Origin of the sequence: Flavobacterium sp. N2038, from assembly GCF_025947185.1 — a bacterium.
GTDB lineage: Bacteria > Bacteroidota > Bacteroidia > Flavobacteriales > Flavobacteriaceae > Flavobacterium.
In genome coordinates this window covers 2,024,367-2,050,399 of the sequence record NZ_CP110001.1, presented here as the reverse complement: position 1 = coordinate 2,050,399, position 26,033 = coordinate 2,024,367, and the positions used below count along the sequence as shown (strand labels likewise).

17 protein-coding genes and 1 tRNA gene are annotated in these 26,033 nt (G+C 33.7%); 12 read left to right on the top strand and 6 right to left on the bottom strand.

Annotation, left to right across the window (positions count from 1 at the left end; genetic code table 11):
- The first annotated feature begins 86 nt into the window (after positions 1-86).
- The 3 genes from OLM51_RS09290 to OLM51_RS09280 all read left to right on the top strand — a co-directional run bounded on the left by OLM51_RS09290 (position 87) and on the right by OLM51_RS09280 (position 5,607).
- Positions 87-881, top strand: a complete 795-nt coding sequence (locus OLM51_RS09290; RefSeq protein ID WP_264554038.1) for a hypothetical protein — start codon at positions 87-89, stop codon at positions 879-881.
- A 98-nt stretch (positions 882-979) separates the two neighbouring features.
- The gene (locus OLM51_RS09285) at positions 980-4,663 is read left to right on the top strand and encodes a response regulator (protein ID WP_264554037.1); all 3,684 of its coding nucleotides are present in this window, start codon (positions 980-982) and stop codon (positions 4,661-4,663) included.
- 92 nt (positions 4,664-4,755) lie between these two features.
- Complete coding sequence (locus OLM51_RS09280; protein ID WP_264554036.1) at positions 4,756-5,607, top strand: neutral zinc metallopeptidase; 852 nt, start codon at positions 4,756-4,758, stop codon at positions 5,605-5,607.
- 596 nt (positions 5,608-6,203) lie between these two features.
- Here OLM51_RS09280 and OLM51_RS09275 read toward each other — a convergent pair.
- The 4 genes from OLM51_RS09275 to OLM51_RS09260 form a co-directional block, all read right to left on the bottom strand.
- Positions 6,204-6,277: transfer RNA gene (locus OLM51_RS09275), tRNA-His, on the bottom strand.
- Positions 6,278-6,345: 68 nt separating this feature from the next.
- A complete protein-coding gene (bshB1, locus tag OLM51_RS09270) occupies positions 6,346-7,062 on the bottom strand; it encodes a bacillithiol biosynthesis deacetylase BshB1 (protein ID WP_264554035.1) in 717 nt (238 codons plus the stop codon).
- A gap of 56 nt (positions 7,063-7,118) precedes the next feature.
- Positions 7,119-8,195 carry a chorismate-binding protein gene (locus tag OLM51_RS09265; RefSeq protein ID WP_264554034.1) on the bottom strand — a complete coding sequence of 359 codons (1,077 nt, stop codon included), beginning with the start codon at positions 8,193-8,195 and terminating at the stop codon, positions 7,119-7,121.
- Between the two features lie 3 nt (positions 8,196-8,198).
- Positions 8,199-8,630 carry a PaaI family thioesterase gene (locus tag OLM51_RS09260; RefSeq protein ID WP_264554033.1) on the bottom strand — a complete coding sequence of 144 codons (432 nt, stop codon included), beginning with the start codon at positions 8,628-8,630 and terminating at the stop codon, positions 8,199-8,201.
- Between the two features lie 310 nt (positions 8,631-8,940).
- On the opposite strand from OLM51_RS09260, the gene OLM51_RS09255 reads away from it, so the two are divergent.
- From OLM51_RS09255 to OLM51_RS09215, 9 genes are all read left to right on the top strand, one after another.
- Positions 8,941-10,452, top strand: coding sequence for a hypothetical protein (locus OLM51_RS09255; RefSeq protein WP_264554032.1), 1,512 nt, complete (start codon positions 8,941-8,943; stop codon positions 10,450-10,452).
- A 108-nt stretch (positions 10,453-10,560) separates the two neighbouring features.
- A complete protein-coding gene (locus tag OLM51_RS09250) occupies positions 10,561-11,145 on the top strand; it encodes an XAC2610-related protein (RefSeq protein ID WP_264554031.1) in 585 nt (194 codons plus the stop codon).
- Between the two features lie 184 nt (positions 11,146-11,329).
- Positions 11,330-13,183, top strand: a complete 1,854-nt coding sequence (locus OLM51_RS09245) for an endonuclease (protein WP_264554030.1) — start codon at positions 11,330-11,332, stop codon at positions 13,181-13,183.
- A 409-nt stretch (positions 13,184-13,592) separates the two neighbouring features.
- A complete protein-coding gene (purL, locus tag OLM51_RS09240) occupies positions 13,593-17,246 on the top strand; it encodes a phosphoribosylformylglycinamidine synthase (RefSeq protein WP_264554029.1) in 3,654 nt (1,217 codons plus the stop codon).
- A gap of 220 nt (positions 17,247-17,466) precedes the next feature.
- Positions 17,467-19,872, top strand: a complete 2,406-nt coding sequence (locus OLM51_RS09235; RefSeq protein WP_264554028.1) for a TonB-dependent receptor domain-containing protein — start codon at positions 17,467-17,469, stop codon at positions 19,870-19,872.
- 142 nt (positions 19,873-20,014) lie between these two features.
- Positions 20,015-20,467 carry a hypothetical protein gene (locus OLM51_RS09230; RefSeq protein ID WP_264554027.1) on the top strand — a complete coding sequence of 151 codons (453 nt, stop codon included), beginning with the start codon at positions 20,015-20,017 and terminating at the stop codon, positions 20,465-20,467.
- Between the two features lie 148 nt (positions 20,468-20,615).
- Positions 20,616-22,394: an AMP-dependent synthetase/ligase gene (locus tag OLM51_RS09225; RefSeq protein ID WP_264554026.1), complete on the top strand. Its 1,779-nt coding sequence runs from the start codon at positions 20,616-20,618 to the stop codon at positions 22,392-22,394.
- Positions 22,395-22,521: 127 nt separating this feature from the next.
- Positions 22,522-23,376 carry a hypothetical protein gene (locus OLM51_RS09220; RefSeq protein ID WP_264554025.1) on the top strand — a complete coding sequence of 285 codons (855 nt, stop codon included), beginning with the start codon at positions 22,522-22,524 and terminating at the stop codon, positions 23,374-23,376.
- Positions 23,377-23,533: 157 nt separating this feature from the next.
- Positions 23,534-24,448 (top strand): phytanoyl-CoA dioxygenase family protein, encoded by a 915-nt coding sequence (locus tag OLM51_RS09215; RefSeq protein ID WP_264554024.1) that lies wholly within the window; start codon positions 23,534-23,536, stop codon positions 24,446-24,448.
- Between the two features lie 6 nt (positions 24,449-24,454).
- Here the strand turns inward: OLM51_RS09215 and OLM51_RS09210 are convergent, their stop codons facing one another.
- Together OLM51_RS09210 and OLM51_RS09205 are read right to left on the bottom strand one after the other, a co-directional pair.
- On the bottom strand, positions 24,455-25,000 hold the full coding sequence (locus tag OLM51_RS09210) for a 3'-5' exonuclease (RefSeq protein WP_264554023.1): 546 nt from the start codon (positions 24,998-25,000) through the stop codon (positions 24,455-24,457).
- 119 nt (positions 25,001-25,119) lie between these two features.
- Positions 25,120-25,623 (bottom strand): hypothetical protein, encoded by a 504-nt coding sequence (locus tag OLM51_RS09205; RefSeq protein ID WP_264554022.1) that lies wholly within the window; start codon positions 25,621-25,623, stop codon positions 25,120-25,122.
- Positions 25,624-26,033 lie beyond the last annotated feature (410 nt).

Here is a 26,033-nt window from a genome sequence, read left to right as displayed (position 1 = left end):
AATACTGGATTGATAAAAAATATTATATTTACGTCAAAAGTATTACGCTAAAATCACAAGAATATAAAACAATTCTACGAAAAAAAATGAAATCTACTCTTGACCAAATCGAAGACATTAAAAATAATGGCTATACCCTTGATTTTTCAGCTGTTTTCAATCACGCTTTCGAAAACTTCAAAAAAATATCACTTTATTCAGCTTTAATTATACTTGTTTTTTCATTCGTTTTCGGAATTGCAATTGTTGGAATTATAGCCGCTGTATATGGTGCCGAAAGCATATCAAAAGAGTTTTTTGAGAGTCTTGAAAATCAAAAACTGTCTTATGCTCAAATGCTAATCTCTACAGTTGGAGTTTCTTTTGTAACAGCTCTATTAGCGCCATTTGGAGCCGGATTTCTAAAAATGGCAGATTGTGCAGATAAAGATGAAGAATTCAATGTTTCGACTATTTTTACCTACTACAAAGCACCTTATTTTGCCCAATTATTTACAGCTACCTTAATTATAGCCGCAGTAAGTACAGCTATTTCAAACGCTCTTGAAACTATCGGATTTATCTTTTTCGGACCTGCGATTTCAGCTTGTATTAACTTTTTTACTTACCTGTCAATTCCATTAATCATTTTCGGAAATTTAAAAGCTATTGATGCTATTAAATCAAGTATTATAGTTGTGGCAAGAAATCCGATAATGATCTTTTTAGTATTTCTAATTGGATTTATAGGGTCGGCAGTGGGCTTTTTTGCTTGTTGTGTTGGAATACTTTTTACACTTGTTTTTAATACATCAATGACATATGCCACCTATTTTGCCATTTTTACTGTTGAGGAAAAGGAAGACTCAATTGACTCAATTGGCAGATGGGACGACATGTAATAAACCGAAAATTCAAAACTAAGAAAAGAGCTTAACCTACTCTTTTTAGGATTTTCAAAAAAAATGCTATTTACTAAACCACACATACCCCAAAATCTATGGTAGAAAGCTATAGTTTTTATAATTCTTTGATTTCAGGCATTGCTACCTTTGGCGATACCCTGAAATCTATTATTACAACCTGGTATGTTCTTACACCTGATATCATTTTTTACAACAATCCTAAACTCATCATATTAGGATTATCATTATTTAGTTTTCTAAGTATTTTAATTTATCAGTTCTTTAAAATAAAAACAAGAATTGGAAATTTTATCGAAAAGAAGCGAGAAAATGACACTATAAATAAAGAGTACAAACTCTATGTTTTATTCTTTGGAATTGCGATTATCTTAATCGAAATCATTAATGAAATTTTCAAAATCAGACCCGCCAGTTTATTAACCGTAAACGTCTCAATAGGTTTTTTTGTCTTATTTATTTACCTGCTGACTGATAAAATCAAATTTCTGAGTGAAACTATTCAAAAGAATTTTATAATTGGTTTTTTCATATACACATTATATGTTATTCATAATATCATATATCTTCCAAATGATGTTATCCCAATAATCACCTTTTTAGTTTCATTTTTCTTTTCTTACAGTATTCTAAAACCCATAAAAGTATACTGGACTTTTGTAGCACTTACTTTTACTTTCCTGATTATTACCATTGTTTTTAAACTAATCCCATTAAAATCATCTGTTTTATTAATTAACTATTGCATTTTAATCTTTGTTATTAATCAGGTAAAATATGCCGTTTTACTGCATAACAGAGACAATTTCAGGTTTACTAATGAAATTGTACACAAAGGTAACTCGCTGACTATCGCTACAAATGAAAACGGACATTTGCTTTTTTGCAGCGAAACTGTCGTTTCTATTTTAGGCTATAATCCGGACGAAATGATGGGAATGGAATTTTGGAGGCTTACCGAAGATTCTGAATTTAGCAGAGAGAATTATTGCGATAATTATATTGACAATAGGTTATACATCCGAAAATTAAAAAATAAAAAAGGAGAATATAAATACATACAATGGAAGGATAAAAAATTCTCTGATAAATTAATCATCAGCATTGGTCAGGATGTTACGGAGCAAATTATTGTTCAGGATCAATATAAAAATCTAATTCAGACCGCAACAGATATTATATTTGAAATAAGCAATGAAGGCCATTTTACTTTTATAAATGAATTTGGTTACGCAATCTTAGGCTATTCTGATAATGAAATTCTCCGAAAGCATTATTCTAATTTTATTCATGATGATTATATTAGAAATGCCGTAGATTTTTATGAAAATCTCGAACAAAACGTGGGACATTATCCAACAATTGAAATTCCGGTTTTAAAGAAAAACGGAGAAGAGTTATGGATTTCCCAGAAAGTAATTATCCGTAAAAATGATTTAGGTGAAACAACAGGTTTCGCCGGAATTGCCCGGGATATTACAAGAATAAAAAATATCGAAAATGAAAAGAAAAGGCGTTTAGAGAAAATTGAAGCTTATAATAGCTCAACTAAAAAACTCTCTACAACCGATTTTAGGGATTTTGATAATCTTCAGACTGTTATTGATTTTATAATTGAAGAAGCTGCAATTGTTTCAAAAGTAAACCGGCTAAGTTTCTGGAAATTTTCAAACGATATTATAGCTTGCAAAAACCTTTTTAGCAGAGATAATCATACATTAGAAGAAAAAAGCATTCTGGATAAAGAAGCTTATCCGATCTATTTTGAAACGCTAAAAAGCAAAGCAATAATTAACGCTCCAGATGTTTTTGATAAACTGGAAACCTCAGAATTTCAGGAAGTTTATTTTACCAAAAACAAAATTAAATCGATGCTTGATGTTCCTATTTTTCTAAACGGACAACTTGCCGGTGTGGTCTGTCTTGAAAGTACAGGAGAAAAAAGAGAATGGGACAACGAAGATATTAATTACGCCAAAACTATCGCCGACGTAATTTCGTTGGCAATATCCTCACAAATGCGCTTAAAAGCTGAAAGAAAACTTGAACTTAAAAGTGAACTGCTTTCGGCATTGGCACTTTGTACAGAAAAGTTTTTATTGAGCCAGAGTCCGGAAAAAATGTTTCAGGAAACCTACGATATTGTTGGGAAGGCTTCAAAAGTAGATCACATTTTTTATTATGAAAAAGATCTTGAAACAAATCTAATCAGTCAAAAACACAAATGGTCGAGAGAAGGTGTAAAACATCAGATAACAGAATTACAGCGTTTTTCTGAAGAAGATTTAAAAGAGATTACACTTCACTCACAAAGCAAAAAAATTCTAAAAACACTTACTAAAAATCTTGAGGATACTTTTTTTAAAAAATTATTAGTTGCAAATGATATTAAATCAATACTAATTCTTCCGTTATATACCAATAATATATTTTCCGGATTTATTGGTTTTGACGACTGTACCAGAGAAAGAAAATGGACAGATGACGAAATAAATATCTATCAGACATTAGCCAATAACATCTCTTCGGCTTTAGACCGAAATCGGAATCAGGCAAAAATCAAGGAAAGTGAAGATGCCATTAAAGCAAAAGAACTTGCCGAAGCCGCAAACAAATCAAAGTCAGATTTCCTTGCCAATATGTCGCATGAAATTCGTACTCCATTAAACGGAATTATCGGATTTACACATTTGTTAATGAAAACTAATCTTGAAGAAATTCAGGAAAAGTACATGACAACAATTAATCAATCAGCTCACTCGCTTCTTGAAATCATCAATGATATCCTGGATTTTTCTAAAATTGAAGCTGGAAAACTGGAGCTTTTTATTGACTTATACGATCTGCAAAAAATACTGGGACAGATATTTGATTTGATTATTTACGAATCCAATCAAAAAAATCTTCAACTGGAATTAAACATAGATCCAAATGTGCCTAAATACATCTGGACAGACATTGTTCGTTTAAAACAAATCCTGATTAATCTTTTATCAAATGCTGTAAAATTCACCAATGAAGGCTCGATAAAACTTAATGTTACTACTATTGAAAACAAATCAGATGATAACTATATTATCCGTTTTTCAGTTGTTGACACCGGAATTGGAATTTTAGAGAAAAACCAAAAGAAAATTTTTAAAGCCTTTTCTCAGGAAGATAGCTCTACAACGAGAAAATTTGGAGGAACAGGTTTAGGATTAACCATTTCGAACCAATTGCTTGCTTTAATGGAAAGCCGCTTACAATTAAAAAGTAAAATCAATCAGGGAAGTACTTTTTATTTTGATCTGAATCTAAGAATTAGCCATGAAACCATCAATGAAAAATTCAGAGAAATCATAAACAGGGGCAATCCCGAATATGCTTTAAGTTATAATTCTAATCAGAAAAAAGTAGTCATACTGATTGTAGAAGACAACAAAGTAAACATGCTTTTATTAAAAACAATCATAAAAAACTTAAACATTAATTCTATCATTTTTGAATGCGAAAATGGTTATGAAGCCGTTAAACAAATAGAAGCCATTAATCCGAATCTAATATTCATGGATATTCAAATGCCAATTATGAATGGGTATGAAGCCACAAAAGCAATTAGAGTAACTAAAATTGGAAAAACTATTCCGATTATAGCCGTAACTGCCGGTGCCGAAAAAGAAGAAAGAAACAAATGTCTTGCTTCCGGAATGAACGACTATATTTCAAAACCGATTATTCGGGGCACTGTAGAAGAAGCTTTGCGCAAATGGCTCAAATAGTTGAAAACAAATTATCTTAAAAAAGCCAAAATTCCTAAAAAATATATAAATTCGTATTAAATAAAATACAATAAGTTAAAATTCAATTTACTATGAAATGGCAAGGCAGAAGACAAAGTGACAATGTGGAAGACCGTAGATCAATTTCTGGCGGAAAGGTTGCCGTAGGAGGTGGAATTATTGGTATTATAATTTTACTGTTAAACATATTTGGCGGCGAAACAGGTCAGCAAATAGCACCAGTTTTAGAACAAATGCAAGGTGGACAAAACCAACAAACCGAAGCCGCAGCACCATTAAGCAAGGAAGATGAAGAAATGGGGAATTTTGTTCGAGTTGTTCTGGCCGATAATGAAGACATCTGGAGTAAAATTTTTGAAGAGAATGGCATGACTTACAAAAAACCAAAATTGGTTCTTTTTAGAGGTTCTGTAAATACAGCTTGTGGCGGTGCATCATCTGCTTCCGGACCATTTTATTGCCCGGGCGATCAAAAAGTATACATGGATTTAGGCTTCTTTGAAGAGCTAAAAACTAAATTTGGAGCCAAGGGTGGTGATTTTGCAATTGCTTACGTTATAGCACATGAAATAGGCCATCACATACAAACCTTATTAGGAACTTCTGCCAAAATGCGTCAGGCCCAAGAAGGCAAAAGTGAAGCTCAGGCTAATAAACTTTCTGTTGCACTAGAACTGCAGGCTGATTTTTATGCCGGAGTCTGGACGCATTACAATCAGGAAAATTTAGATCTTGACGATGTTGAAGAAGCATTAAGCGCTGCAAACGCAGTTGGCGACGATGCTATTCAAAGTAAAATGCAAGGTCAGGTAATTCCGGATTCTTTTACTCATGGCACATCAGAACAAAGAATGTATTGGTTTAAAAAAGGCCTTAAAACAGGCGATATTAAACAGGGCACGACCTTTGAGGAAATTCGATAATACATAAACCAAATATAATAACCATTAAAAGCACAACTTTACTGTTGTGCTTTTTTTATGCTTTCTTTTGAGCCAGATAAGTTATGTAAGGTCATTTTAGATTTCGTTGTAATTATTTCAACGCAAAATCAATTATAAATGATATAAGCAATATAGGTTCCAATTCTCAACCCCTCGTAAAGATATCACAATACGCATCCAAGCGTCCCCACGGTTGAAACCGGGGGCTATATTAAATATCATAAATTTGAGATGCATGGAATTTTAATCTATCAAAAAACATAACCAGTGGTTTCAACCACTGGAGCGCAATGTATATCACAATACACATCTCGAGCATCCCCAAAGTTAAAACCAGAGGTTATATCTGAAATCCGATAAAATTTGAGATATAAGAAATATTGAGATTCTTTAAACTTATTAGTTACAGCATTTTCAAGCTTAACCTAAAATGACCTTACATAAATCTATTATAGTTCAAAAAAAAATCCAAATTCCAACTCAATAAGAATTTGGAATTTGGATTTTTAAATATTGGGATTTGTTTCCGACTGAAAATAAAAAAAGCCTTGAATTTCTTCAAGGCTTTAAAACTGGGTGGCTGACCGGGTTCGAACCGGCGACCCGCGGCACCACAAACCGCTACTCTAACCAACTGAGCTACAACCACCATTTTTCTGCTTAGCGAGTGCAAATATAGAACAAAGGTTGAGTTCTACAAAGAAAAAAATGAAAAATTTACAATAAATTTTCTAAACTATTGACTGCCAAACACCTTTCAACAGTAAATCCTTCAGCAAAATCTTTCCCCACAAGCCTTCCTAAGTCCTGCGCACGATAATTCAGGCTTTCAAAGAAGTTTTTACTTGTAATTGGTGTAGCAGGTTCGCTTGAATTTGGATCATAAAATTGCGTTTTATAAGCCGAAATCGCTTCAACCTTCTTTTTTTCAAATCCTGTAATGTCTACAACAAAATCAGGAACTATATTTTTCCACTGAATATAATGATACACCACTTTTGGTCTCCAGGCTTCCTGTTGTACTCCATCAATCGAAGTTTCAATTTTTATTAACCCGGATAAAAAACAAGCATCAGAAACCAATTTACTTCCTTTTCCATGATCAATATGGCGATCGTCAATGGCGTTGCATAATACAATCTCAGGTTTGTACTTGCGAATCATTTTTATGACTTCTAACTGATGTTTTTCATCATTTACAAAAAATCCGTCACGCATTGCCAAATTTTCTCTAACAAGAACACCTAAAATTTTTGCAGCATCCTTTGCCTCCTGATCTCTGATTTCTGCCGTTCCACGCGTTCCTAATTCACCACGTGTCAAATCAACAATACCTACTTTTTTCCCAAGGGAAACTTCTTTTAAAATGGTTCCCGCACAACCCAACTCTACATCATCAGGGTGAGCACCAAAGGCTAATATGTCTAATTTCATAATTTTCAATATCAATGTCAAAAATCAAAATTGATCTTTTATCTTTATTCTTTGTTCTATTCTCTATTCTCTATTCTCAAAACTCTTTTCATCGTCATAGATTTATTGACGCTTTCCTCCCATTCTTTTTCCGGGACACTTTCTTTTGTAATACCACAACCCATATACAAAATGGCTTTGTTTTTCTGAATCTGCATGCTTCGTAAATTTACAAATAAATCAGAACTTGCATCACCGCCATCAAAAGTACTGTTTAACTCTCCTAAAAATCCGGTATAGAAAGTTCTGTCGTAATTTTCGTTTTCTATTAAAAAGGCTTTTGCTTTTTTCTTAGGCAAACCACAAACTGCCGGTGTTGGATGCAATGTATCTATTACTTCTTCTAAAGTCGAATTCTCTTTTAAAACTCCCGAAATATCGGTTTTAATATGCCAGATCGATCCGGCTTTTAAACTATAAGGTTCTGAAACCACAACCGAGGCTGCAAATTCTCTAAGTCGTTTTACGATAAAATCAGTTACATATTGCTGTTCGTCTTTTTCTTTTTGCTGCCAGATAATTTCAGATTGCAAATTATCTTTCTGCGTTCCCGCCAAAGCCATCGTTTCAAAAACATTTCCATTGGCTTTTAAAAGTTTCTCAGGCGTTGCTCCCATCCAAAGTCCAATTTTTGGATGAAAAAAGCAATAACAAAAAGTGGCTGGGTATAATTGAACCAAATGCTGAAAAGTTTCAACAAAGTCAAAAGTATTCAAAGGCACTTCTTCGCTTCTTGATAAAACAACCTTCTTGAATTCTTCCTTTTTAATTGCCTGAACTCCTTGTGCCACCAAATATTCAAATTGAAATTTGGCTTCACGATCAAAATTCAAATCATCAATTTCGATTGGCTCGATTGAAGTTATTTCTTTTTCGGCAGTTAAAATTTCAGATTCATTTTCAGGAATCAGGATTAATTGTTTCTCATCAAAAGAAGCAAAAACAAATCCCTTTTCGCTGTAATCAGAAACGCTGTACAAAGTATTATTTTGCTGCAAAATCCCAATAAGATTTGATGTATTGGGCTTTGAATAAAGTACAAAAGGTAAATTTTGTTCTTTATGGTTTTTAATTTTTAAGAAAAATGGATTCATAACTTATTCACTTTTCTTTCTGTCCAAAACCATATTCGTCAATTTACAAAGCGAAATCAGGTTTCCTTCTTCATCAGTAATTTTAATCTCCCATAAATGAAGACTTCTACCTTTGTGAATAATTCTGGCTGTTCCAAAAACATAACCTTCTCGAATACTTTTCAGGTGATTTGCCGAAATCTCGATTCCTCTCACCTCCTGCTCTTTTGGATTGATAAAGAAGAAAGAAGCCGCACTTCCTACACTTTCTGCCAAAGCAACAGAAGCGCCACCATGCAATAACCCCATTGGTTGATGAACACTAGGATTTACAGGCATTTTTGCAGTTAGAAAATCTTCTCCTGCATCGATATATTCTATTTTTAGCGTTTCCATCAACGTGTTTTTAGAAAACTCATTGCAGTGTGCTAAAATCTGTTCTTTTGTATAATTCATTAAAATGGACTTTAAAATCGTAAAATTACAGAAAAGAAGAGATACAAATTCGAAAATACATTTCTATTATTAAAAATCATCTTCAAACGTGTAAGTTTTTTGCTATTTTTACAAAAACAATCAAAAATTAATCTTTGGCTTTTTTTGCCACTGATTACACAGATTAAAAGGATTTTGAAATACTTTGTACTGAATTTTTCCGCCACAAATTCATGAATTTTTCTAATTTAAAGAATAAAAAATTTGTGAATTCATGACGAAAAAAAAATCATTTTAATCCCTTTAATCTGTAGCTAAAAAAAACATTCAAATGCGTCAATACTTTACAATCTTTATTCTGAGTTTAATTTTAGTTTTCAGTTCTTGTAGAACAGACTTTGATACGGTTGCCAGTTCCGGAGATTTAAAGTTCTCAAAAGACACTGTTTATTTGGATACCGTTTTTAAAAATATAGGTTCCAGCACGTACCAACTTAAAGTGTACAACAAAAGTAAAAACGATATTTCGATTCCAACTGTTCAGTTCAAAAAAGGATTGAATTCAAAATACCGAATGACTGTTGACGGAATGAGTGGCAATAACGGAAAGATCTTTAACAATGTTACACTTCTGGCAAAAGACAGCTTGTATATTTTTATAGAAACAACCGCAGATATTACAGATGCAAATCCAACTGACTTTTTATACACCGATGAAATTCAGTTTGACAGCGGCGCTAATCTTCAGGAAGTCGCTTTGGTTACTCTGATTCAGGATGCTGTTTTCTTATACCCGAATCAAAATCCTGACGGGACAAAAGAAAAAATCAAAATTGATAGTAAAGATGTTGATGGTTTTTATTTGAGTGAAAATGACCCGGTAAACGGAAACGAGTTAATTTTTACAAAACAAAAACCTTATGTAATCTACGGATATGCAGGAGTTCCGGAAAACAAAACAGTAACTTTTGAGGCTGGTTCAAGAGTTTGTTTTCATACCAATTCCGGTTTATATGTTGGCAACAAAGCCTCTATTCAAATCAACGGAGCCGTTTCGACAACTGATAAACTTGAAAATGAAGTTATTTTTGAAGGTGATCGTTTAGAAACGCTATACTCTGACATTCCCGGACAATGGAAGTCTATTATTTTAGAAAATGGCAGTAACAATCACTCCATAAATCATCTGACTTTAAAAAATGCAGTTACTGGTTTAGATATTAGAAACACTGTAAATACCATACAAATTAAAAACTCACAGGTTTACAATTGTGTCGAATATGGAATTTTAGCACAAAATGCACGAATTACCGGAGAAAATTTAGTTTTAAATTATGCCGGCTTATCTAGTTTATCCTGCATTTATGGTGGTAACTATAGTTTTACGCATTGTACTTTTAACAATAACTGGCAAAGCAATTCACAATTTGCCGTGAACTTAAGCAATACTCTTGCGGGAGCAACTCCTGAAACAAATCCGTTAACACAGGCGACTTTCAACAACTGTATCATTTATGGTTCAGCAACAAATGAGTTCAATTTAGACAAAAATACTAATGCAGCATTTGTCTTTCAATTAAATAATTGTTTATTAAAATTCAGCAGTTCATCTACAAACCCTAATTATCAATTTAAAACAGATACTGAACATTATAATAATATCATCCTGAATGAGAATCCTAAGTTTTACAATGCTGCACAGAATAAATTCAACATTGATAAAACTTCTGCCGCTTTCGCGAAAGGAAATCAGGCGTATATAATTCCGCTGGATATTTTAGGAATTACAAGAACTTCTCCGCCAGACTTGGGCGCTTATCAGAGTAAAGATTTTCCGAAGTAAAACTGGAAAGAAACCTTCATTCACCATATAAGTGATTTAAGAAAACTTAAGTTCTTTGTGAATTTTGCTCGCAAAGCCGCAAAGATTAAAAAAAATACCTTTCATCCTATGAAAACCAATAGCATAATTATAATTTGTCTTCTAGTTTTCTTAAATACATTTGCTCAAAAAACAACTATTATCAAATGTGATTCCATTTATAAAAACAAAGGCATTACAATTAAACTAATCAATTTTGATAATGAAAAGGACGGATATGATGATGAAAAAAATTCAACTCTAATCATTAGTCAAAAACTTAATGGTAAAAATTCAGTTTTAGTAAAAGATTCCATTTTTAGTAGTGCGCAAGAAATTGAATTCAAAGATTTTAATAATGATAAAATCAAAGATATTTTAGTTCAAAATATTTCTGACGTAAGAAGTAATTGGACATACACTTTGTATTTATACAATGCAAAAACTAATAATTTCAAAAGAGTACTTGGATTTGAAGAAATCAAAAATCCTAGTTACAATTCAAAATATAAAATTATTGAAAGTCATGTAATCTCCGGAACAAATTGGGCTGCCTTTTATAAAATCAAAAACAATAAAGTTTATGATTACAATATTGAAATAACTGATGACGGAAGTTCTAAAGCCGAAAAAGAATATATAAAGGCCATAAAAAAGATAACTTCAACAAAATAAAACTTCGCGGTTTAGTGCCTTCGTGGCAGTAAAAACCCATCCGTAAGAAAATATATCTAAAATTAAACATTGCTTAACGCAACGCATTCATAAAAATAGTAGATTTGCTACAACACTTGAATTAACTTTCTAAAAATCAGATTTTTAAAACAAGTAAAACAACCCAAATCTTAAACTATAACTTATGAAAAAAAACTACTTTTTACTGCTATTGCTATCTACGGCAATAGGGTTTTCCCAAATTCCAACAGGTTATTACAGTACGGCAACCGGAACTGGCTATACCCTAAAAACACAATTATACAACATTATTAAGGGTCATACAGATAATGGATATGCAGGTTTATACACTACTTATCAAACCTCTGACGTAGACAATTTTTATGAAAACGACGGAACCGTTCTTGATATGTATTCAGAAAATCCATCAGGAACTGATCCATACAATTACAGCACTGGCAGTACTCAAAGATGCGGAAGTTACTCTGTTGAAGGCGATTGTTATAACAGAGAACATATTATTCCGCAGTCTGTTTTTAATGAACAATCTCCAATGGTTGCCGATGCTCATTTTATTACTCCAACCGACGGAAAAGTAAACGGAATACGTTCTAATTATCCTCACGGAACGGTAAGTTCTGCCACTTATACTTCTCAAAATGGTGGAAAATTAGGATCAAGTTCTGTATCTGGATATTCAGGAACTGTTTTTGAGCCTATCAATGATTTTAAAGGTGATATTGCCCGAATGTATTTTTATTTTGCAACTCGTTATGAAAATACAGTTGCCGGATATTCTTATGCAATGTTTGATGGTTCAAGCAATAAAGTATTTACAACTGCTTTCTTAAATGTACTTTTAGCGTGGAACGCACAGGATCCTGTAAGTGCGAGAGAAATTGCCAGAAACAATGCGATCTATGCACGTCAGAATAATAGAAATCCGTATATCGATCATCCGGAATATGTCAATCAAATTTGGGGTGGTACTCCATCTGGAGATACTCAGGCACCAACTGCACCAACAAGTTTGGCTTCAACTTCAAAAACAGCGACTTCAATTTCACTTTCGTGGACCACTTCTACAGATAATGTAGCTGTAACAGGTTATGATGTTTATGCAAATAGTGTTTTAAAAACTACTGTTTCTGGAGTTTCAGCTACAATTACAGGTTTAACCGCTTCTACAGCATATTCTATTTATGTAAAAGCTAAAGATGCTGCCGGAAATGCTTCTGCTTCAAGCAATACTATTTCGGTTACAACCAACAGCAGCGGAACAGGAACTGCAACCGATTTGCTTTTCTCTGAATACATTGAAGGGTCTGGAAACAACAAAGCTTTAGAAATTGCCAATAATACCGGAAGTTCAGTAAGCTTAGCTGCTTATACAATTAAAAAACAAACCAACGGAGCTGGCGCATGGAGTACTGGTTTGGCATTGAGCGGAACATTAACTACAGGAAGTAAATTTGTAATTGTAAATAGTTCAATTTCTTCCACTTGTTTTTCTCCAAGTGCAGCCAATATTTCAACAACAGCAACAGAATTGACTTTTAACGGAAATGACGCTGTAGGATTATTCAAAAATGGAGTTTTAATCGACATCATTGGGACTTTTAATGGCGGAACAGCCAATTTTGCAATTGATGTTACCTTGAGAAGAAAATCAACTGTAACTTCTCCAAGTACGACTTTCAATTTAAGTTCGCAATGGGATTCATACACTACAGATACCTGCAATAATCTGGCAAGCAAAATGGCGCAGACAGCTGAAATTGAGAAAGAAGAAATTATTGCTCCTTCAAACGAAATTCTGCTTTATCCAAATCCATCAGACGGCAACTTCACAATCTATTTTAATAATGCAGAAGCACCCTATTCTATCGAGATAATTTCACTATTAGGTCAAAGAATATTTGAGAAATCAAATATTGCAGATTCATTATTATCGATAAATAATTTACCGAAAGGTATCTACATTGTTCACATTAGTAAAGGTTCTGATAATTTCAGTAAAAAAATCATAATCGACTAATTAAAAAATGAGTGCTTACTAAATTTAAAGCGGCAATTTGCCGCTTTTTTTTATTGTCATGAAAGAATATTCTCAAAAGCCTATTTTTTATACATTTTCAGATTTCGTAAATTTTGCAAACTTATACCAGATAAAACGCTAAAATACCAAGCTGCAATTTTGATTTCTTATTTCTTGAACTTTATTTTTTTCTCGCAGATTTAGCAATATAACAGATTATGTAAACCCTTTTTTTTAAATAAAATTATAAAATTCAGGAAAGCCATAAACCTTTTGATTTTGCGACTTTTTGGTAAAAAAAATGCAAGAAAAAGGCAACTTTATTTTTTTTTAAAAGAGATGGTTTTCAAATTTGCGCTTACTATTTATTTACACTAAATTTGCACCTTCAAAACAACAAACTACACAAATGATCCATTTCTTTGAAAACCAAAGCAAAACTGTTTTTGCCGTACAAACGCAAAACGAAATTTCAGCTCAAGACATTTCAAAATTAAACTGGCTTTTTGCCGACTCTAATAAGATCGAAAAATCCGCATTGACGGGTTTTTTTGTTGGTCCACGCGCCACTATGATCACACCTTGGAGTACAAATGCTGTAGAAATCACTCAAAATATGGGTGTTCCGGGCATTATCAGAATTGAAGAATTTCATCCTGCAACGGAAGATTTCAATGATTTTGACCCAATGCTTTTTCAAAAATTCAACGAATTAGACCAGGAAATCTTCACTATCAACATTCAGCCAGAACCAATTCTGGAAATTGATGATATTGCAACTTACAATAAAGTTGAAGGTTTAGCTTTAAGCGAAGAAGAAGTTGAATATTTAAATAATCTTTCGACTAAATTAGGAAGAAAATTAACTGATTCTGAAATTTTTGCTTTCTCACAAGCGAATTCAGAGCACTGTCGTCACAAAATTTTCAACGGAACTTTTGTTATTGATGGTGAAGAAAAAGAAACTTCTCTTTTCAAATTAATCAAAAAAACATCTCAGGAAAATCCTAACGATATTGTTTCTGCTTACAAAGACAACGTTGCTTTTGTAAAAGGACCAAAAGTACAGCAATTTGCACCAAAATCGGCAGACAAACCTGATTTTTACGAAATAAAAGAATTTGATTCGGTTATCTCATTAAAAGCCGAAACACATAATTTCCCAACAACAGTTGAGCCTTTCAACGGAGCTGCAACAGGTTCTGGAGGAGAAATTCGTGACCGTTTAGCCGGAGGACAAGGTTCTTTGCCATTGGCTGGAACAGCAGTTTATATGACTTCATATTCTCGTTTAAATGATGACAGAAAATGGGAAAATGCTGTTGAAGAAAGAAAATGGTTGTACCAAACGCCAATGGATATTTTGATCAAAGCTTCAAACGGAGCTTCTGATTTTGGAAATAAATTTGGTCAGCCGTTAATTACAGGTTCTGTTTTAACTTTCGAACATTCAGAAAACGACCGTAAAATTGGTTACGATAAAGTAATCATGCAAGCGGGAGGAATTGGATACGGAAAACTGGATCAATCAATTAAAAAGAAACCACAAGAAGGCGATAAAATCGTAATTCTTGGAGGAGAAAATTATAGAATCGGAATGGGTGGTGCTGCGGTTTCTTCTGCAGATACTGGAGCTTTTGGTTCAGGAATCGAATTAAATGCAATTCAGCGTTCAAACCCAGAAATGCAAAAACGTGCTGCAAACGCCATTCGTGGTTTGGTAGAAAGCGACAATAACCCAATTGTTTCTATTCACGATCACGGAGCTGGAGGGCACTTAAACTGTCTTTCTGAATTGGTGGAAGAAACTGGAGGTTTAATTGATTTAGACAAATTACCAGTTGGAGATCCAACACTTTCTGCAAAAGAAATTATCGGTAACGAATCTCAGGAAAGAATGGGATTGGTTATTGGTCAAAAAGATATTGATACGCTGCAAAGAATTGCCGACAGAGAGCGTTCACCAATGTATCAGGTTGGAGATGTAACGGGAGATCACCGTTTTACATTCGAATCAAAATCAAATGGTTCAAAACCGATGGATTATGCTTTAGAAGATTTCTTCGGAAGCTCTCCAAAAACGGTTATGACAGATAAAACTATCGATAGAAAATATGCTGATGTTGCTTACAACGCAGGAGATTTCGAATCATACTTAAAAGATGTTTTACGTTTAGAAGCTGTTGCCTCAAAAGACTGGTTAACAAATAAAGTTGACCGTTGTGTAGGTGGAAAAGTAGCTAAACAGCAAAATGCAGGTCCGCTTCAATTGCCTTTGAACAATGTTGGGGTTATGGCTCTGGATTATTTAGGTAAAGAAGGAATCGCAACTTCTATTGGCCACGCTCCTATTTCGGCTTTAATTGACCCGGTTGCAGGAAGTAGAAATGCTATTGCAGAATCGTTATCAAACATTGTTTGGGCACCAATTAAAGATGGCTTAAAAGGTATTTCATTATCTGCAAACTGGATGTGGGCTTGTAAAAACGAAGGTGAAGATGCTCGTTTATACGCTGCTGTTGAAGGTTGTTCAGAATTTGCAATCGAATTGGGAATCAATATTCCGACAGGAAAAGATTCACTTTCGATGAAACAAAAATATCCAAACGACGAAGTAATCGCGCCGGGAACGGTTATTATTTCGGCTGGAGGAAACTGTACAGATATTAGAAAAGTAGTTGAACCGGTTTTACAGAAAAACGGAGATTCTATTTACTATATCAATTTGTCTCAGGATGATTTCAAATTAGGAGGTTCTTCTTTTGCACAAATCAGAAACACAATTGGAAACGAAACATCTACTATTAAAGACGCTTCTTTCTTCAAAAATGCTTTTAATACCATTCAAGAATTAATCGGCGAAAGCCAAATCTTAGCGGGTCACGATATCGGAAGCGGTGGTTTAATAACTACTTTATTAGAATTGTGTTTTGCTGATGTTAATCTTGGAGCTAAAATTGATTTCAGCGCTTTCGCGGAAAAAGACTTATTGAAAATCCTTTTCGCTGAAAATATCGGAATCGTTTTCCAAGCTAAATCTGATGCAGCTGTTGAAGCTAAATTGAAAGCTAATAATATCGAATTCTTCAAAATTGGATCTGTTCAAAATACAGCAGTTTTGGAATTTGGAGATTACAAATTGGATATTCCAACTTACAGAGACGTTTGGTTCGAGACTTCTTATTTATTAGATCAAAAACAATCTAAAAACGGAAGAGCTCAGGCGCGTTTCGAAAACTATAAAAATCAGGTTTTAAATTATACTTTCCCTGCACACTTTACAGGAAAGAAACCAGAAATCGACAACTCTAAACCAAGACCAAAAGCAGCGATTATCCGTGAAAAAGGAAGTAATTCTGAGCGCGAAATGGCAAATGCTATGTACTTAGCAGGTTTTGATGTAAAAGACGTTCACATGACGGATTTAATTTCTGGTCGTGAAACTCTTGAAGATATTCAGTTTATTGGAGCAGTTGGTGGATTCTCTAACTCAGATGTTTTAGGTTCTGCTAAAGGTTGGGCCGGAGCGTTCTTATACAACGAAAAAGCAAAAACAGCTTTGGATAAATTCTTTAAAAGAGAAGATACTTTATCTGTTGGAATCTGTAACGGATGTCAGTTGTTTATGGAATTGGAAGTGATTAATCCAGAGCATGAAGTTCACGGAAAAATGCTTCATAACGAAAGCCAGAAACACGAAAGTATCTTTACATCAGTAAAAGTTCAGGAAAACAACTCAGTTATGTTATCGACTTTGGCTGGAAGTACTTTAGGAGTTTGGGTTTCTCATGGAGAAGGTAAGTTTAAATTACCTCTTGCTGAAGAAAACTACAACATTGTTTCTAAATATGCTTACGAAGGATATCCTGCAAACCCTAACGGATCCGATTATAACACCGCAATGATGTGTGATAAAACCGGAAGACATTTGGTTATGATGCCTCACATTGAGCGTTCGACTTTCCAATGGAACTGGGCGCATTATCCAAAAGACAGAAATGACGAGGTTTCGCCTTGGCACGAAGCTTTTGTTAATGCCAGAAAATGGATTGAGAAAAACTAAAAAATATATTTTTACTAAAAGCGCCCGAATTTTATCGGGCGTTTTTTTTTTGCCACAGATTACACAGATTAACACAGATTATTCTTTTCGCAACATTTAAAAATTCTAATCCTTTTAATCTGTGGCAAAAAAAACTATTTAAAACGATTCTAAGATTAATTTAATGGTATCTTAAGACAGCTTAAGCAAGTATAAATATTCGGATAAATATCTTTGTGTCATGAAAAATATGATCCAGAAAATATCTTACCTAATTATCTTATTTACTATAAGCCAATTTTCCTTTGCACAAAAAACTACAGCCATAAAAGGAAATATCACTGACGGAAAACTTCCTATAGAATTTGTTGATGTAGTTTTAAAAAGCACCAGCGATTCTACCAAAACAGCCAATTATGCTGTAACCGATGTTATGGGAAATTTTGCCTTAGAGAATGTTCGCTCTGGAGATTATCAGCTTCAATTTAAATTAATAGGTTTTAAAACTATATCTCAAAAAATAAAAGTTTCTGAAAGTCCAATTTCTATTGGAACTATCAAATTGCAAAACGACACTAATTTACTGAATGATGTTGTAGTAAAATCTCAGAAAAAACAAATTCAGAAAACGAATGAAGGCTTTATTTTTAATGCTGTTTCGAATATTTCACAATCCGGAGGAACCGCAACCGATATGCTAAAAAGCATTCCAACAGTAGCAGTAGATGCTGAAGGTGGAATTACTTTAAGAGGTAAATCACCCATGATTTTGATTAACGGAAAAAACTCTGCCATTACCAATATGGATCAAATTGCAGCAAGTAGTATTGAAAGCATCGAAATTATCAGTAATCCGACAGCTAAATATGATGCAAATGCAGAAAGTGGTATCATCAATATCAAGCTTAAAAAAAACAATCAAAATGGTCTAAATGGCGCGGTAGCTCTTGGGGCAGGTTTTGGAGCAAAAGGCAGAGTAAACAGTTCTGTTCTTTTAAATAATAAAACAGAAAAATGGAATATTGGTTTGGGATATGACAATCGTTTTGCTGGAAGAACCAAAAAAATAAATGCCGACAGAACAAATTATTTTATTGATGATGAACACTACATTCATCAAAACAGAAATGACGAGCGTACCGAAGGTTTGCAAAATCTGAAATTCAATGTTGATTATGCTCCAAATGATAAAAACACCTTTTCTTTTGAAGCTTTAGGAAATATTGAAACTCAGGATAATGATGAAACTTTGTACACACAGGTAAACACAAGTAGCAATGCATTCTTTTCAAATAATAGAAGACATTCTTTAGAACTGGAGCGTTCAAAAGTTGGAGAACTGTCTTTTAATTATGATCGGAAATTTTCTGACGAAAGAAAAAATTTAAACACATCAATTACTTCGTCATTCGGGAAACACAGAGAAAACACCGATATTGACACTTATAATTATGATGAATATCAACAGCAGATTGGCGAAGCCCGTTTGCAGCGAACACACAATTATGAAAACCAAAACATTTCTAATGCTATTGTAAACTATACTTTTCCTGTTTCAGAAAAATCAATTATAGAAACAGGCTACAAAGGAACATTTCGTTTTTTTAATTCTGATTTTGAAAGTGCTGATTTGGTAAATGGTGATTATGTTGTGAACCCCATAGCCAGCAATACTTTCAAATTTAACGAACAAATAAATGCAGTTTACGGAATGCTGAATTCGTTTATTGGCGAAAGTGAAAGTCCAAAATGGAAATACAATTTAGGTTTGCGTGCAGAAAATGTTTCCAACACTGGAGCAACTCAAAATAACAGTGATCGTTTTAGCAATAATTATTTAAAACTTTTTCCATCGGCTTCTTTGCAATTGAATTTAAAAGCAGACGAATTTGTAAAAATTGGTTATAGCAAACGTATTAATCGCCCGGATCTGGATGATTTGAATCCGTTTATTGATATCACAGATGCGCTTAATCCGCATGGAGGAAATCCTTATTTGAAGCCCGAGATTATTCATATTGCCGAAATGAGTTACAATAAAGACTGGAAAAGCTATTCATTATCAACCAATGCTTTTTACAGAAATACAACTGACGCAATCAGACAATATGCAGAATTGCTGGACAATGGTGTTATTTTTCTTCAGCCAAGAAATATTGGAAGCACTATTACTTACGGTTTAGAAACTATTTTCAGTCTGAAACCAATTGGTTTTTATGATGCAAATATCAGTTTAACTGCTTTTCAGCAAAATATAAATGCATCAAATCTGGGCGAAGATAATGTTACCAATGCTTTTAGCTGGTACGGAAAAATCATTAATAATTTTGTACCGTGGAAAGGCGGAAAACTACAAATTATTGGAAATTACAATTCGGCTTTGGCAACTGCTCAGGGAAAAAGAATCCCGGTTTATAACGTTGATATGGGATTTCAGCAAAAATTAGGAAAAGGAAATGCCCGATTAGGATTGGTTGTAACTGATATGTTTAATACACTCGAAAGTGGTTATAAAAACAACACCGCATTATTCAGTAACAATCGAACAAATAAATCAGACACCCGCGCCTTAATGCTTACGTTTGCGTATACTTTTAAATCTGATTTTAAAGAAAAATTACTGGAAAATCAGTTTTCGACAGAATAAATTATACAACAAATAAAAAATTAAAAAAAACTCATTCTTGTAATTTCGGATTCATTTTCTACGGAAAATTTAGAGTATATTCGCCAAAAAAATTCCCGCCACTGAATTTTTTAAGCCCCAAAAACACTAAATCCTACATAGAATGAAAGCAATTCGTTTATTATTTTTTACCCTATTATTTTTTACTGCAAAATCATATTCGCAAGTCGAAGTAAATGCAATTACTTACAGAGAGAAGGAACGTTTTATTACCACTACTGTTAGTTATCCGGTTCCGGGAACTTTTGCTCCTGCAGGAAAAAAAGAGCCTGTTATTATATTAAATCCTGACGGAACAGGTGTTTACCAATACGAAGATTTATCTAAAAAGAAAATCAATTGGGGACTTGAATGTACAGATGAAGGAATTCCTGTTTTCAGACAAGGTTTCAATAGTGCTACTTATACCCTTTGGTACAGAACAAATGATAGCGAAGAATGGAATTACACGCAGCTCTCAATACATTTTACAAAGAAGAAAATGTTCATTATGGGTGAGCGAGTGAAGGATTATGAAGATTATAATGACATGGGAAAAGACGCTTCAAATAGATAATTTCTCATTTTTTCGAAGATTTACTACAAAAAAGAAAACGTTTTCGTTGATTTTCAAGAGTACCTATAATTTTTCCCATAAAATTTCACAAAATTAAAAATTATACCTATTTTTTATTTAATTTGCGATAAAATTCAATATATTAAACATGGTTTCAATCACACGTCTTTTTGATTTTCCCTATTATCAACAAGAAACTTATAACCTTCCGGTTGCCTTAGCAACAAAAAAGAATGGAGTCTGGGAAAAAACATCTAGCCAGGAATATATTGCAAAAGCAAATGCCATTTCAAGAGCATTATTGCGCATGGGAATTCAGAAAGATGATAAAATTGCTTTAATCACTTCTAATAACCGTACAGAATGGAATATCATGGATATTGGTATTCTGCAAACCGGGGCACAGAATGTTCCAATCTACCCAACTATTTCAGAAGAAGATTATGAATATATATTGAATCATAGTGGCAGTATGTATGTCTTTGTTTCTGACGACGAAGTATTTCAGAAAGTACAATCTATCAGAGCCAATGTGCCAACATTAAAAGAAGTATATTCTTTTAATGAAATTCAAGGCTGTAAACACTGGTCTGATTTACTTTTATTAGGTGAAGACGACAGCAATCAGGCTGAAGTTGAAGCCAGAAAAGAAAGTATTCATACCGATGATTTAGCTACGATTATCTATACTTCCGGAACTACAGGAAGACCTAAAGGTGTTATGCTTTCGCACAAAAACATTGTTTCGAATGTATTAGACAGCGCACCAAGAATTCCGTTTGATCCGGGAAAAAGTACTGCATTGAGCTTCTTGCCTATCTGTCATATTTTTGAAAGAATGATTTTGTACATCTACCAATATTATGGTGTCTCAGTATATTTTGGAGAATCGATTGACAAAATCAGTGACAACTTAAAAGAAGTACGTCCAACTGTTATGACAGCTGTTCCAAGACTTCTAGAGAAAGTATACGATAAAATTTATGCAAAAGGAGCTGAATTAACCGGCATTAAGAAAAAACTATTTTTCTGGGCTATTGATTTAGGTTTAAGATATGAGCCATACGGTGCAAATGGTGGCTGGTATGAATTTCAGTTAAAAATTGCCCGCAAACTAATTTTCAGTAAATGGAAAGAAGGTTTGGGTGGAAATTTAGATTTAATGGTTTCCGGAAGTGCTGCATTACAGCCACGTTTAACAAGAGTTTTTGCTGCTGCAGAAATTCCGGTTATGGAAGGTTACGGTTTATCTGAAACATCACCGGTAATTGCGGTAAATGACCAAAGAAACAAAGGTTTTAAAATTGGAACTGTTGGAAAAGTAATTCGTAACGTAGAAGTTAAAATTGCCGAAGACGGTGAAATCCTTTGCAAAGGACCAAATGTAATGTTAGGTTACTTTAAAGATGCTGAAAAAACTGCCGAAGCTTTACAAGACGGTTATTTCCACACAGGAGATATCGGAGAAATTGACAGCGAAGGATTCCTGAAAATTACCGATCGTAAAAAAGAAATGTTCAAAACTTCGGGAGGTAAATATATTGCACCACAAATGATCGAAAATGCCATGAAACAATCTCGTTTTATTGAGCAGATTATGGTAATTGGTGAGGGCGAAAAAATGCCGGCAGCATTTATTCAGCCAAACTTTGAATTTGTAAAAGAATGGGCCAAAATCCATAAAATTACTTTAGGAGGTTCTAATGCCGAAATTGCATCAAATACAGATGTAATTAAACGTATCGACGAAGAAGTTGAAGGTATTAATGAAAAATTTGGACACTGGGAAAAAATCAAACGTTTTGAACTTACCCCGGATGTTTGGTCTATCGATGGCGGACAACTGACTCCTACACTTAAACTAAAACGTAAAATTATTAAAGAAATTTATAAAAATCTTTACGTTAAAATCTACGGGAATAATTAATAATCAAAATAATTTTAACCAAAGAAAAAGGCTGTCTAAAATTTAGACAGCCTTTTTTAATTCTTGTTCAATAAATTTTTAATCAGAATAAAATTTTTAATTATTTTTAATCTACTAAAAACAAAATATGAAAGAATATATCGACAGTATAAATTGGTCAGAAGTTTGGGAATTTTCAAAACAGTTTATCCTGCCAAACATAGGCTGGTTTATATTCTGGATTGTTTTATTTGTTGTTTTGGGAATTATTCTGGGTATTGTATTCAATATATTTTTATACCGAAAAAAATTCTTTGACCGCGACAAACAATATTATAACTGGATTGCTAAACTGTGGATTCCGTATTTCATGATTGTTATATTGTATTTCATGACCATGATTGGTTTATTCTACGGAACGCATTCTATTTTGCGCAACGAAAACAAAAACATTACTGCTCAAATTTATTCTAACACCTTCGGAACGACATTTTCATCCGAAAAAGAGAAAAAAGACTTTCTTCATGCAGTACAAATGCTGTCTAACTCTTCAGATGATGCGAGTAAATCGATCACCAAAGCATTTGCAGGTTATATCAAACAAAACAATAGTGGATTAAGTACTCTGGATAAATTCAAAAATTCTTCGACTTCGTACTTGCTTCAAAAATACGAATCTGATGTTTACAGCGCTTGTGTATATGGTTTCATGAAAGCTGTTGACGACAAAGCCGATATGAAAAATGTAAAAAACATTAATTATGCCGAATTCAAATCTACTTTAGCCAGACTAGATCAAATCGAGCCTCAAAAAATCGAACTTTCTTTACAATCAGAAATGGGTCGAAAATTACAATCGGTACAGGATTTTATTTTTCACGAAATTCTAAAACATGAACTGCTTTTTTTCCTGTTGTTTCTTCTTATTCCGTTTGTTGAGTTTTTCGTTTATATCAAATTTGTAAAAACGCCAAAGACACCTCAGAATACTGCTATGGTTTAATCTTTATAAAAAGCTTTATTTTAAGTAATAGTATCAAAAAAGGCTGTCTCAATTTGGAGACAGCCTTTTTACGACTTAAAAACGGGTATTTTTACTGTAATTATCGAACTATAAATCCTGTATTTTTGGTTGTATATCAACTTAAAACAGAATTACTATGCCCTGGAATGTCCTCGAACCATTATGGAAACGTACTGTAGATCCTGAAAATGCAAGTTCGGACCATATCAACTGGGACAACGAAATTAAAGCCCTGTATCAATTGAACATCAGTATGGAAGATGTTTTGCAGTTTTTGCATTTTGAAAAACCTGATTTTGAAACTTTTAAAATATGGGTTAGCAACCGAAAACGCGATACTATTCCCCAAACCGAAGATTTAATCGAAAATGTCCTTTCTGAACAAGATTTAGAATTCTGGGACCAAAACGGTTATGTAGTGATCAAAAACGCCATTTCAAAAAAAGACTGTGAAGACACGCAAAAAGCAATTTGGGAATACCTAAAGATGGATCCTGATAAAAAAGAAAGCTGGTACAACCGACATGAAGATCAAAAAGGGCTTATGCTTAATTTTTCTAATCATGAAACTTTAAATCGCAACCGATTCTCTCAGAGAGTTAAAAAAGCATATGAACAGCTTTATAAAACCACTAAAATTTACAAAACGATTGACAAGGTAAGTTTTAATCCTCCTGAAGCAGAGAATTTTAATTTTCTGGGAAGTCCGCTTCATTGGGATATGAGCTTAAAAAAACCACTTACTTTTGGACTTCAGGGGTTGCTTTATTTAACCGATTGCGGGCCAAATGATGGCGCTTTTCATTGCGTTCCGGGTTTTCACAACCAAATTAATCAATGGCTGGACGAGCTTAAACCTCACGAAAATCCAAGAGAGAAAGCGTTACAAACATTACAGCCAAAACCTATTACAGGCGACGCCGGAGATTTTATCATCTGGCATCAATCACTGCCACACTGTGCAACGCCCAATAAAGGAGACAACCCGCGAATGGTACAATATCTCACCTATCTTCCAGACGATTACAATGCCGCTGGAGAATGGATTTAAATCATTCTAATTTTTCAGACACCAATGCAAGATCTTGGCAATGTTTTTAGCATCGTCAATTCCGCGGTGATGTGTTCCTTCCAACGGAATATTCAATAATTGAAGTGCACCATTCATTCCGGTAGATCTTTTCAAACCAAACTTTTCTGCAAAATGCTCTTTTACATTGATGTGCTCCTCACCCATTGGATACGGAATACCGAACGATTTACATTGCTTACTAAGCATATTCAAATCGTACTGACCGTAACTAGCCCAAGTATACAAATCGGGGTTGTATTCGTCGATTAGTAAATCAACAGCATCTTCAAAACTTACTCCGTTTTGATCCAATAAATCCTGAGTAATAGTCGTCAGTTCTGTACAAAACGTACTTACACTAGAACGCTGAGGCTTTATTAAAATTCCTTTGTTCTTCGAAATTTTGCCCGTCTCTGTATCTAAGACCGCCAATCCGATTTCAATAATTTCATTTTGCTGACCTTTCGGGACCGCACTCTGCCAACATGTGGCTTCCAAATCGATAATAATAATTTTATCTGTAGTTTTCATTTTTTTTTAATTTTTAAATAATTGTGTTTCTTTTTTAACCGCTAAGAGCGCAAAGGTTTACGCAAAGGATCGCTAAGATATTTTCACACACCCGATAACTATCGGGAGTGTGGCACCCCCTAGAAAAACATGCTTTTAAAATCTAGAAAGAAACTTCTTTTCTTAGATTTTTTTTCAGGCTTTTCCTTTTTTTCAGTACTCTTCTTTTCAAAAACTCCTTTAGCTTTCTCAATCCGTTTAACTGTTTTTGTTTCTTCAGTTTTAGAATTTTCGTAAAACTTTTTGAAAGGACGTAGCTCAAAATCAACCAAAATTGCAGCCATATTTATAGCATCAATGTTTGATGGATCAGTTTCGCCTTTAAAGAAGGTTTCAATAGGTCTGAACTTATCTTTCTTCTCCTTAAACTTATTCTTTTTGTTGTGATCGAAATCTAGACCCAATAGATTACTGAAAACATTCAAATCATCTTTTGTTGGGTTATTTTCGAAAATCAACCAGCACAAATCACGAAGTTGTCCACGAGAAGGTTTGTACAAATAATCAAAGTACTTGCCTTCTTTTTCTATCTCGTATTTTTTTCTAATTGCGGTTTTATATTGTTGTAATGTATTGTTTTGCATGGTATTTTATTTTTTTGCAATTCTTGGGAATCTCAGGAAATCGAAGGCTTTTCCGGGAAATCCAATATCACAAAAGTTTAAAAGCACCCTTGCTTTACCAGAGAAATATCTCTAAATGATATATATAATTTCCTTAAAACTTACCCTTTCTTTCCATAGGTTAATCAGTTCCAAATTTTTCTTTTTAATTGAGGCAAATGACGGTTCACTTGACTCCTGTTTGTCTATTTGACCACTAAGGCCCGACGCAAATCCTATTTCTTGATTCATCCTTAAATTTTTATTGTTAAACTTTTTCTCTGCCACTAAGGCGCTAAGTCACAAAGTTTTATTTTTCATCTTTCCTTAAAAATCTTTGTGACTTTGTACCTTCGTGGCTAAACGATCGGCACAAAAAAAGCACCCGATTA